We start from the raw sequence: 10,314 nt of genomic DNA on the forward strand, positions 1-10,314 counted from the left end.
TCGAGGTAGGTCCGACGGGACCGACCGTCACGGGCTACTCCATGAGGACCGTGAACCCCCACGTGTGTTCGGTCGTCTCGCTGGCGGGGGTGTCGCCGGTTCGGTCGCCGGCGCGGAACGTCGTCTCGAAACGGTACTCGCCGACCGGCAGGCAGGCGTCCTCACCGGGGGCGGCGTAACAGTCGAGCGTCTGCTCGACCGACGCGCCGGGGTCGAGCGTGACCACGCGGTACTCCTGGGTGACGGCGATGGGGTCGGTGAGCCGCCAGCAGCCGGGCTCGACGGGGTACTCCTCGCCGGTCGGGAGCAGCGCCAGGTAGCCGTCGGTGTCGGAGACGTAGGCGAACACGACGGTGCGGGCCTCGCCGACGTCGACGGGCTGGTCGCCGGTGTTGGTGACCGTCACACGGAGTCGTGGCGGTGTCTCGTCGGTCGCGACCGGTTCGACCACCTCGACGGTGTGTTCGATTGGGCCGTCGCTCTCGTCCGTGCCGACGAGGGTGATACCCGGGCCACCACTACCGGCGGGTCGCGTCCCACCCGCGTCTTCGGTGCCGTTCGTCGGCAGACCGTCCGTGGTCTCCTCGGTCGGCGCGTTCGTGGTCGGTGCGTCCGTCGTCGGGTCGGCCGTCGCGTTCGGCGTCGTGGTTCGGGTGCCGTCGCTCCCGGTGTCGACGGGGGCCGCCTCGGTCGATGGGTCGCTCTCGCCGACACAACCGGCGAGGGGGAGGGTCGCGGCGAGGCCACAGTACTTCAGGACGGTTCGGCGGGTCGTCATCACTATCGCATCGTCGTGGCCGTCCATAACGACGCCGGAGCATCAAACCCCGGTTTGGCGCATCGAGACCCCCGACAACGAGTGCATCGGACGTCGTGAACCGTCCCTACGCCACGTGACGTCCGCGGTCGGACTCCTTGACGAACGTCTCGTGACCCGACTGGTCGTGGTGGCCCACGGCCTCGACGTGTGCGATGAACGACGTCGTCCACCGCGGTGATCTGAAGCGACACTGCTCGCACTGTGCTCGAAACGCCCGGTCGTTCTCGCTCGGCATCTACCCCCGCTTCGGACGGGGTGCCCCTCGTAACGCGGTGACTGCGGGGCGAAAGGGGGTCGCTACTGCCGTCGCGCCGCGGCCCGTGACTCGTGTCGACGGCGGTCACCGGCGCGCGGTCTGTCGAACTGTTCGGTGTGAGAGGCGGAGTCTCCGGTGAGTAGGTGGTCCGAACGCGTCGCTCCGCGTCGGTGGTGGCGTAAGGGGAACGGCGCGTCCCGGGGTGACGCCCCGACCGCGCCGGCATGACAGGTACGACGTGGGAAGCTGTGACAGGACTCCTCGTCCACGTCGTCTGTTCTTTCGATACAGTGGGACATAGTTACACGCAGGCTGACGAGTCGTTTGGCGGTCACTACCGACCGGTTTTCGGGCACCGACGCTCCGTGGACGGGACGATGGCGCTCCGATCACACGTCGGGGCCGGCGACCAGACTATGCGGGTCGCGCTCCTCTCGGAAGTATGGTGAGAACGACGACGGTCGCGACCGGCATCGTCGGTGGCCTGTTCGCCGCCGCCGGTGGGTGGACTCTGTACCAGCGTGCGACGACAGAGCAGGTCCCGTACGCGGTCGTCGAGACGATCGACGGTGTCGAACTTCGACGGTACCCGGAGACGGTGCTCGTCGAGACGATCGCGTCCTCGGAGAACGAGGCGTTCCGCAGGCTGTTCCGGTACATCTCGGGCGCGAACGAGGGGGCCCGAGACGTCGAGATGACGGCACCCGTCGAGACAGACCGCGGTACCGGCGAGTCCATCGCCATGACTGCACCGGTCGAGGTCGAGCGGGGGAGTGGGTCCGCGTCGTTGGGGACGGACGTCTCGATGACCGCGCCGGTCGAGGCAGAGCGCCGCGAGGACGGCGTCCGGATGGCGTTCTACCTGCCCGCGTCGTACGACGGGGAGTCGGCCCCGCGGCCCAGCGACACGTCGGTCGAACTGTCGGTCGTCCCCGAACGGACGCTCGCGGTGCGACGGTTCTCCTGGCGGGCGACCGACGCGCGGGTCGACCGGGAGAGTCGCGCGCTACTCGACACGCTCACAGCGGCCGACGTCACCGTCACGGGCGACCCGTTCTTCATGGGCTACGACGCGCCGTGGACGCTCCCGCCCCTCCGGCGCAACGAGGTCGCCGTCGAAGTGGCGAACTGAGCGGTGGCCGCTCAGACCTCGGGTACGCCGTCGATGCAGCCACGAAGCTCCGCGCACAACACTTCCGTCCGGAAGCTCATCGTGTGACGGTCGTCCTCGGTCAGTGCACCGCTCGCGGCCACGTCCTCGACGAGCGCCAGCAGGTCGTGTTCGAGGTCGGTCACGTCGTCGGTGGTCGGGTTCTGGTTCGCTTCCATACACAACTGGAACACGGGGTCGACCCTGTGTCGTTCCGATACAGGTGTTGTGCGACCCGTCTCGAGGGGCTACAAGGATAGCGACAGCGACCCTGACACTCCGACTTCGAGGGCGAAGTCGGCGGTCGGTCGCCGGTGCGAGCGGTGCCGGGACGGTCGCCTTCGCGCGGCGTACGGTTTTGTAGCGACCGGTCGTACGGGTGTCCATGAGTGTGCCCGTCGTCGCGTCGCGTCGAGTCAGCGTCCCCCGCACCGGACCGGCCGCCGGTGGTCGCGCCGGACGGGACGAGGGCGGTCGCCCCAGATGAGTCTCCGTTCGCGGCTCTCGAAGTCGACGCTGTTCCTGTGGGGGCTCCTGGCCGTCTTCGGGGGTCTGTCGGTGCTATTGGTGGTCGCGTACCTCCAGTTCGTCCTGCTGGCGGGTCTGCTCGGCTACGTCATCTACCCCGTCTCCGCGAGGCTGAAGACCCACCTCGGTCGGACGATCGGCGCGGGCGTCACGTTCGTCCTCTCGCTGGTCGCCGTCGTCGCGCCCGTCGCGTTCGTCGTGGTGGTCGCCCTCGGCCAGGCGCGGTCCATCCTCGACGACGTCACCCGGTCGTCGCTGGTTAACGCCGGCAACGGCCTGCTGGACGAACTCGGGGTCGGACTCGACACGATGGACGTCGTCGCGATGCTGACCGACGCGATGCGCGCCGGTTCGCGTGGCCTGCTCGGCAACGCCTACGCGCTGCTCGGCAGCGTCACCGACTTCCTCATCGGGCTGGTCGTGTTCTTCTTCCTCCTGTACTATCTCCTGCGCGACGGCGACCGACTCGTCGCCTGGACCCGGTCGGTGACGCCGCTGTCGCCCGCGGAGACCGACGACCTGTTCGCGAGACTCGACCGCCTTCTGTGGGCGTCGGTCGTCGGGACCGTCGTCGTTGCCGCCGTCCAGGCCACCCTCACCGGCATCACGTTCTCCGTGCTCGGGTTCGCGAACGCGGTGTTCTGGACGCTCGTGACGTTCCTCGTCTCGTTGCTTCCCGTCGTCGGGGCGTCGGTGGTCTGGATTCCGGCGGTGGGCTACCTCCTCCTCGTCGAACGGACCGTCGACGCGCTCGTCTTGCTCGTCGTCGGGTCGGTCGTCATCAGCGGGTCGGACAACGTGGTCCGGCCACTGGTCGTCCAGCGCAGCGCCCACCTGAACACGGGCCTCGTTGTCGTCGGAATCTTCGGCGGTCTCGCGGTGCTCGGCGTCCTGGGTCTGTTCGTCGGCCCGGTCGTCGTCGGCCTCGCGAAGTACCTCGCCGAACTGCTCGCAGACCGACACGGAGTGAACGGAGAAGTGACTCACGAACCGGGAACGCCGGAGTCCGGGGGTGAGGAGTAGCCGTCGACCCGCTCAGTTCAGCGCCTCGACGGGGTCGGCGAGGTCCTCGGGGGCGTCGACCGGTCCGTTGACGAACAGGCCGTGACCGATGATAGCGACCGCGAACAGGCCACAGACGGTGACCGACGTGGTCGTCGCCACGGTCGTCAGTGTCCCCACGACGAACCCGGTCGCCATGCTCGCGAACACCCCCAGCAACACGAGGTCGTAGTACTGCCACGTGTAGCCCATAGGCTACCTTCGGACGCCGGAGTGAAAAATCGCCGGGCCGGTCGAGCCTTCGCGAGTCACTGACCGTCGCCAGTCCGGTGGCGACGCTCCTCAACCAGGGCGGCGACGAGGTAGGTCAGGCCGACGACGATGGCACGCGCTGTCGCGTCGCTGGTCGAGACGGTCGTCCCGAAGACGACCGCGACGACGAACAGACACGCGCTGACTCCCAGGGCGGTCGCCGTCAGTACGAACACGAACTCACTGAGTCGGCCCAACGCCCAGTCCCCGGCGACGAAAGGGTAGGCCCCGCCGACCGCGACCACCGCGACGACCGTCCTCACCCCCGACGCCGAGAGCGGGCCGCCGAGCGCCGCGTCGGTGACCGTGACCAGTGGGTAGGCGAGTACCGCGAGACCGAACGCGGCGAGCAACAGGTCGACCGTCGGGAGGACGGCCCGTTCGAACAGGCCGTCGTCGGTGGTGGACACTATTCTCGGGTGGCAACTGCCCGGATAAAACGGTTCGGTCGGTGGCTCCTCGGCCCGCCCTACGGCGTGACGATGTCGCGGATAGCGCCGCCGGTGCCTTCGGCGACCCACCGCTCGACGATCTTCCCGTCCTCGAATCGGTACCACGTCAGGCCGCTGTCGAGGGCGACCTCCTCGCCGGTGACCGCGTGGGTCCCCGACCACGAGTAGCGTGCGCCGACCTCGTCACCCTCGGCGACGGCGTTGTCGATAGTGACCGTCAGGTCGGGAATCGCCTCCCACACCGTGTGGTAGAACGCGCGTAGCTCCTCGAGACCGTCGGCGTCGGCCCCGTGGAGGACGAGGTCCTCGCTGTAGCTGTCGAGATACTGGTCGCGCGTCTCGGGGTCGTTGTGGTGGGCGATGGACTCCCGGAGGAGTTCGAGGTTGGTGTCGGTACTCATACACTCGCCTCGCGGTGCGGGGGCTTGAAACCCCCCGGCGGGGACGGTCCGGTGGGAGTTCACTGCTCGTGGTGATGGTCGCACTCGGACCGACGAGACCGGGAGAGGGCTACCGATCGCCCACATCGTTTCCGTCAGCGCAGCCCCACTCCTCTGACGGCGAGTTCCGAGAACGAGCGTTCGCACGTTCGGACCGCCAGTGGAGTTAAGCCGACGGAAGTGACATTGAACGAACAATGAACGGTGAAGCAGAGTCCGTGTACGTCGTCGCCGAGGCGGGGGTCAACCACAACGGCGACATGGAGCAGGCAGAGCGACTCGTCGACGCCGCCGTCGCGGCGGGAGCCGACGCCGTGAAGTTCCAGACGTTCGTCGCCGACGCCCTCGCGACCCCCGACGCGCCCAAAGCGCCGTATCAGGAGGAGACGACGGGCGAGCAGTCACAACACGAGATGCTGCGCGAACTGGAGTTGGCCCGCGAGGACCACGAGCGCCTCCAGTCGTACTGTCGCGAACGCGGCATCGACTTCCTCTCGACGCCGTTCGACGTCGACAGCGCGTCGCTGCTCGACGACCTCGACGTCCCGGCGGTGAAACTCGGGTCGGGCGAACTCGACAACTCCCCCCTGTTGCGTCACGTCGCGGGGTTCGGCCGCCCGATGATCGTCTCGACGGGGATGGGGACGATGTCAGAGGTGCGGGCGGCGCTCGACACGATTCGGTCGGTCGCGCCGGACCTCCCGGTGACGTTCCTCCACTGTACGACGGCTTACCCCGCCACATTGGAGGAGGTCAACCTACGGGCGATGCGGACGATGGCCGACGCGCTGGCGGTCCCCGTCGGCTACTCCGACCACACGACGCGGACGGAGGTGCCCGCGCTGGCGGTGGCCGCCGGAGCGACCGTCGTCGAGAAGCACTTCACGCTCGACAGGACGCTCCCTGGCCCGGACCACCGCGCTTCGCTCGAACCCGACGAACTGGCCGCCGCGGTGGCGCTGGTCCGTGACGCCGAGACGGTGCTCGGGAGCGCCGAGAAGGCCCCGACAGCGACCGAACGCGACAACCGACCGGTCATCCGCAAGAGCCTCCACGCGAGCACGGACGTCGCCGCCGGCGACCAGTTCACCCCCGAGAACGTCTCGGTCACCCGCCCGGCGGACGGCCTCTCGCCGACGGCCTACGACACCGTCCTCGGGTCGACCGCTCGACGGTCGCTGTCGGCCGGCGAAGCTATCACCGAGGCGGTCATCGACCGCTCCATCGACGAGTGAGTTGACCGTGCGCCCGTCCTCACGACGTCGCGACGGCAGCCAGGACACACCGATGGACTTCGAGGAGACCCACGAGGCGTTGCTCGCGCTCGAACGGACCTGCCGCCCGGACCGGGTGGTCAGCGACGGCGTCCACGTCTGGGAACTCGTCCGGTTCACCGTCTTCCGGCATGTCGTCTCCTCGCTCCAGCAGTGGGGCAACCCCCACACGAAAGCCGAGCGCGACGGCCGACTGTACGCCGCCCGCGCGGGCCTCCTCGGTCGGAACCTCGTCCGACGGAACCCGTTTCTCGCCGGCGAGCACGACGTGCTGTTCTGGGGCCACCCCCGCCGGAAACGGCTGGACGACGGTCTGTGGTGGGACATCTACTGTGACCCCATCACCGACGCCCTCGACTTGGACTACCTCCACGTCGAAGCGCCACACGTCAACCGCCACTTCACGCCCGCGAAGACCGAGGCGCTCCGGTACGTCGACGGCATCGAGATAGCGGGCGAACTCGGCCAACTCGTCGGGTCGACCCTCGACCGGCCTCGGTTCGACGCCTTCGCCGGCGTCGAGCGAGCCATCGAGGAGACGTTCGGTGTCACCGTCCCCGTCGACCGGTTCGCCCGACAGCACCTCGCCTACCGGCGCACCGTCCGACCACTGTACCACCGCCTGCTCGCCCGGGTCGACCCCGAGGTGGTCGTTCTCGTCGTCGGCTACGCCGGGCGCGAACCGTTCATCGAGGTGTGTAAAGAACGAGATGTCACCGTCGTCGAACTCCAGCACGGTCTCATCGACCGCTACCAGTACGGCTACTCGTTCCCGGAGTGGCGGACGAAGGAGACGTTCCCCGACCACCTGTTCACGTTCGGCGAATTCTGGAACGAGCAGGCGGCGTTCCCCGTCCCCGACGACCACGTCCACGCGGTCGGCTACCCCCACCTCGAACGGAGCGTCGCGGAGTACGCCGACGTCGAGCGCCGCCGGCAGGTCACGTTCGTCTCGACGGGCGAGGTCGGCCACGTCCTCTCGAAGTGGGCGGTCGACCTCCAGAACCGGCCGGACTGTGACTGGTCGGTCGTCTACAAGCTCCACCCGGGAGAGGCCGACCGCTGGCGCAGCGAGTACCCGTGGCTCGTCGGCTCGGGTGTCGACGTCGTCGACGAGGAGGGCCGTCCGCTCCATCGCCTGTTCGCCGAGTCGCAGGCGCAGGTCGGGGTCTACTCGACGGCGCTGTACGAGGGCATCCGGTTCGGCCTGCGGACGTTCCTCGTCGACTTCCCCTGGATGCCGTCTCCGCCCGCGCTCACCGCTCGAGAGACGACGACGGTCGACTCGGCGGCCGACCTGGCCGCGGCGCTCGAGTCGTCGGGTGCACCCCCCGACGACAGCCGGTTCTTCGCCCGGAAGCCACTGGAGACCATCGAGCGCCTGCTGGTGGACCTCCAGAGCTGACGCCTCTCGGCCGTCGACCGACGCTCCGGAGACTCTGAATGTCGTGATTACGTGGCGCTCTCCCCGTCTCGACGCCACCTCGCCAGAAAGCTTAACTCGCTGATAGGTTTATATGGCCGAAGAGTGACGCTCCGGAATCGTCTCGGTGGTCGGAAGGCCAAGTCGGTGAGACTCATCGTCGGGTACAACCCGGTCCTGACGGGACTCATCGTGCTGCTCGGCTGTGCGACGGCACTCCTCGAGGGCGTCGGCGTGAGCCTGCTGTTGCCCATCCTGGAGGTCGCACAGGGAGCGACGCCCTCGGCGGACTCGGGTGGGGTCGTGGGCGTGTTCTTCCAGGCGTACTCGCTGCTCGGCGTCCCGTTCACACTGGAGTTCATGATTGCGGGCGTGAGTCTGGCGATGGTGTTGCGCTATCTGGCGAGTTTCGGCGTCGACTGGGCGCGGGGGTACCTCCAGACGATGTACGTCAAGGACGTCCAGAGCCGTGCGTTCGAGCACGCGCTGGACGCGAAGGTCGGGTTCTTCGACGTCCGTGGCTCCGACGAGGTGCTCAACACGGTCATCACCCAGACGAAGTACGCCGGCCAGGCGATTCGAAACCTCGTCTACGTGTTCGAGCAGTCGTTGCTGAGCCTCATCTACCTCGGGTTCGCGTTCTACATCTCGCCGTGGCTGACGCTCGTCGCCCTCGCCAGCATCGGCGGGTTGACCTACCTCGTGCGGAACGTCGTCGAACCGGGGTTCAGCGTCGGCGACCGGGTCGCGGACGCCAACGAACGCATCCAGACCGCCGTCCAGGCGGGTACCCAGGGCATTCGGCCCGTCAAACTGTTCGGCGTCAAACCCGAGGTGCTCGGGTCGTACCACGACGCGGTCGACACGTTCGCCGAGGCGAACGTCACGCTCCACCGCAACGACTCGTTCGTCGGCAACATCCACCAACTGCTGCTGTCGCTGGTCGTGTTCGCGCTCGTCTTCCTCGCCCTGCGCTTCACCGACCTGACGTTCAGCGGCCTCGTCGTCTTCCTGTTCGTGATGTTCCGACTGGCCCCCCGCATCAGCAACCTCAACCGACGCATCTACACCATCGAGAGCGACCTGCCCCACGTCGCCCGGACCGAGGAGTTCGTCACCGAACTCGGCGAGTTCGAGGAGTCGGACCCCGGGACCGAGACCCCGCCCCGCGAGTTCCGCTCGCTCGTCTTCGACGACGTCTCGTTCTCCTATCTCGGCGAAGAGCGTGTGCTCGACGACCTCTCGCTCGAAATCGGCTCGGGCGAGTTCGTCGCCCTCGTCGGCCAGTCGGGGTCTGGGAAGTCGACGGTCGTCTCCTTGCTGACACGGCTGTACGACGCCGACAGTGGGGAGATACGTCTCGACGGGACGCCCATCGAGGCGTTCGACCTGGCGGCGTGGCGCTCGCGGGTCGCGGTCGTCCAGCAGGACCCGTTCATGTTCGACGACACGCTCAGACAGAACCTCACGCTGGGGCGACGTGACGCGACCGACGGGGACCTCGACCGCGTCTGTCGCGTCGCGCAGGTCGACGAGTTCCTGTCGGACCTCCCGCGGGGGTACGACACCCCCATCGGCGAGAACGGCGTCCAACTGTCGGGCGGCCAGCGCCAGCGCGTCGCCCTCGCCCGGGCGTTGCTGAAAGACGCCGACATCCTGGTGCTCGACGAGGCGACGAGCAACTTGGACACCGACCTCGAACGCGAGGTGCAACGCGAGATCGAGGCGATGGACGGCGAGTACACTATCGTCGCCATCGCTCACCGACTCTCGACGGTCCGGAACGCCGACCGCATCTACACCGTCCAGGACGGCCGCGTCGTCGAGTCCGGCACCCACGAACAGTTGGTCTCGCAGTCCGGGACGTACGCCCGCCTCTACGCGACGCAGGTCGGCGACTGATCGAACGAGCGCAGACCGACCGGCGGCGCTCCACTCCCCGCCGGTCGATTCAATACGCTGGCGGCGAACAGTAGTCCAGACTACACGATGTCGAGCGAACGACCGACGGCGACCGGCCGACCGGGGGGTGAGTGACGTGGGAGAGACGGTGTTGTGTGTCGGCGCACACCCGGACGACGAGGTGCTCGGTGCCGGTGGGACGCTCGCCGCCCATACCGCTCAGGGTGACGAGGTCCACGTCCTCATCGTCACCGAGGGGTCGACGGCGCAGTACGACGACCCGTCGATGGTCGCGCAGAAACGCGACGAGGCGCGGGTCTGCGCCGACCGACTCGGGGTCAGCGAGGTCCACTTCGGCGACCTCCCCGACATGCGGTTGGACGACTGCGCGCACGTCGAGGTGAACGCCGTCGTCGAGGACTGTGTCGAGCGCGTCGGCCCGTCGGTCGTCTACACCCACTCTCGCCAGGAGGTCAACCGCGACCACCACGCGGTGTACGACTCGACGGTCGTCGCCACCCGCCCCGGCAGCGGCGTCGAGCGGGTGCTGGCCTACGAGACGCCCTCCTCGACGGACTGGGTCGGCGGGGGCCACGACCAGTTCGCGCCGACCGTCTACGTCGACATCACCGACCACCTCGAGACGAAACTCGACGCGTTCGCGGCCTACGAGTCCGAGACCCGCGCGTTCCCTCACCCACGCTCGGCGGAGAGCCTCCGGGCGCGGGCGACGACGCGCGGGGCGGGCGGCGGCG

Annotated in this window: 11 protein-coding genes (1 of these 11 only partly in view); 6 read left to right on the forward strand and 5 right to left on the reverse strand. The window is 68.3% G+C overall.

From position 1 onward, the window contains the following. Nucleotides 1-34: 34 nt before the first annotated feature. Complete coding sequence (locus tag M1L36_RS13215; protein WP_250874225.1) at nucleotides 35-778, reverse strand: hypothetical protein; 744 nt, start codon at nucleotides 776-778, stop codon at nucleotides 35-37. 740 nt (nucleotides 779-1,518) lie between these two features. On the opposite strand from M1L36_RS13215, the gene M1L36_RS13220 reads away from it, so the two are divergent. Further along, entirely contained in the window at nucleotides 1,519-2,208 is a 690-nt protein-coding gene (locus tag M1L36_RS13220; RefSeq protein ID WP_250874226.1) for an SOUL family heme-binding protein, read from the forward strand. A gap of 11 nt (nucleotides 2,209-2,219) precedes the next feature. Here the strand turns inward: M1L36_RS13220 and M1L36_RS13225 are convergent, their stop codons facing one another. Next, the gene (locus tag M1L36_RS13225; protein WP_250874227.1) at nucleotides 2,220-2,405 is read right to left on the reverse strand and encodes a hypothetical protein; all 186 of its coding nucleotides are present in this window, start codon (nucleotides 2,403-2,405) and stop codon (nucleotides 2,220-2,222) included. Nucleotides 2,406-2,709: 304 nt separating this feature from the next. Here M1L36_RS13225 and M1L36_RS13230 point away from each other — a divergent pair, with 304 nt between their 5' ends. Further along, nucleotides 2,710-3,777, forward strand: a complete 1,068-nt coding sequence (locus tag M1L36_RS13230) for an AI-2E family transporter (protein ID WP_250874228.1) — start codon at nucleotides 2,710-2,712, stop codon at nucleotides 3,775-3,777. Nucleotides 3,778-3,789: 12 nt separating this feature from the next. Here M1L36_RS13230 and M1L36_RS13235 read toward each other — a convergent pair whose 3' ends face one another. The 3 genes from M1L36_RS13235 to M1L36_RS13245 are packed head-to-tail and all read right to left on the reverse strand — an operon-like array spanning nucleotide 3,790 to nucleotide 4,921. Continuing rightward, complete coding sequence (locus M1L36_RS13235) at nucleotides 3,790-4,008, reverse strand: DUF8015 family protein (protein ID WP_250874229.1); 219 nt, start codon at nucleotides 4,006-4,008, stop codon at nucleotides 3,790-3,792. A 56-nt stretch (nucleotides 4,009-4,064) separates the two neighbouring features. Further along, the gene (locus M1L36_RS13240; protein ID WP_250874230.1) at nucleotides 4,065-4,478 is read right to left on the reverse strand and encodes a hypothetical protein; all 414 of its coding nucleotides are present in this window, start codon (nucleotides 4,476-4,478) and stop codon (nucleotides 4,065-4,067) included. Nucleotides 4,479-4,537: 59 nt separating this feature from the next. Beyond that, entirely contained in the window at nucleotides 4,538-4,921 is a 384-nt protein-coding gene (locus M1L36_RS13245; protein WP_250874231.1) for an ester cyclase, read from the reverse strand. Between the two features lie 236 nt (nucleotides 4,922-5,157). On the opposite strand from M1L36_RS13245, the gene neuB reads away from it, so the two are divergent. The 4 genes from neuB to M1L36_RS13265 all read left to right on the forward strand — a co-directional run. Next, complete coding sequence (neuB, locus tag M1L36_RS13250; protein WP_250874232.1) at nucleotides 5,158-6,195, forward strand: N-acetylneuraminate synthase; 1,038 nt, start codon at nucleotides 5,158-5,160, stop codon at nucleotides 6,193-6,195. Between the two features lie 52 nt (nucleotides 6,196-6,247). Next, the gene (locus M1L36_RS13255; RefSeq protein WP_250874233.1) at nucleotides 6,248-7,639 is read left to right on the forward strand and encodes a hypothetical protein; all 1,392 of its coding nucleotides are present in this window, start codon (nucleotides 6,248-6,250) and stop codon (nucleotides 7,637-7,639) included. A 165-nt stretch (nucleotides 7,640-7,804) separates the two neighbouring features. Further along, nucleotides 7,805-9,559 (forward strand): ABC transporter ATP-binding protein, encoded by a 1,755-nt coding sequence (locus M1L36_RS13260; protein WP_250874234.1) that lies wholly within the window; start codon nucleotides 7,805-7,807, stop codon nucleotides 9,557-9,559. 148 nt (nucleotides 9,560-9,707) lie between these two features. After that, a protein-coding gene (locus tag M1L36_RS13265; protein ID WP_439954817.1) for a PIG-L deacetylase family protein crosses the window boundary here: on the forward strand, nucleotides 9,708-10,314 show its 5' portion. The gene runs 74 nt beyond the window's last position; 607 of the gene's 681 nt are visible here — the first part of the coding sequence; its start codon is at nucleotides 9,708-9,710; its stop codon lies off the right edge, out of view.

The organism is Halomarina rubra (genome assembly GCF_023699475.1).
In the GTDB taxonomy this organism is placed as follows: domain Archaea; phylum Halobacteriota; class Halobacteria; order Halobacteriales; family Haloarculaceae; genus Halomarina; species Halomarina rubra.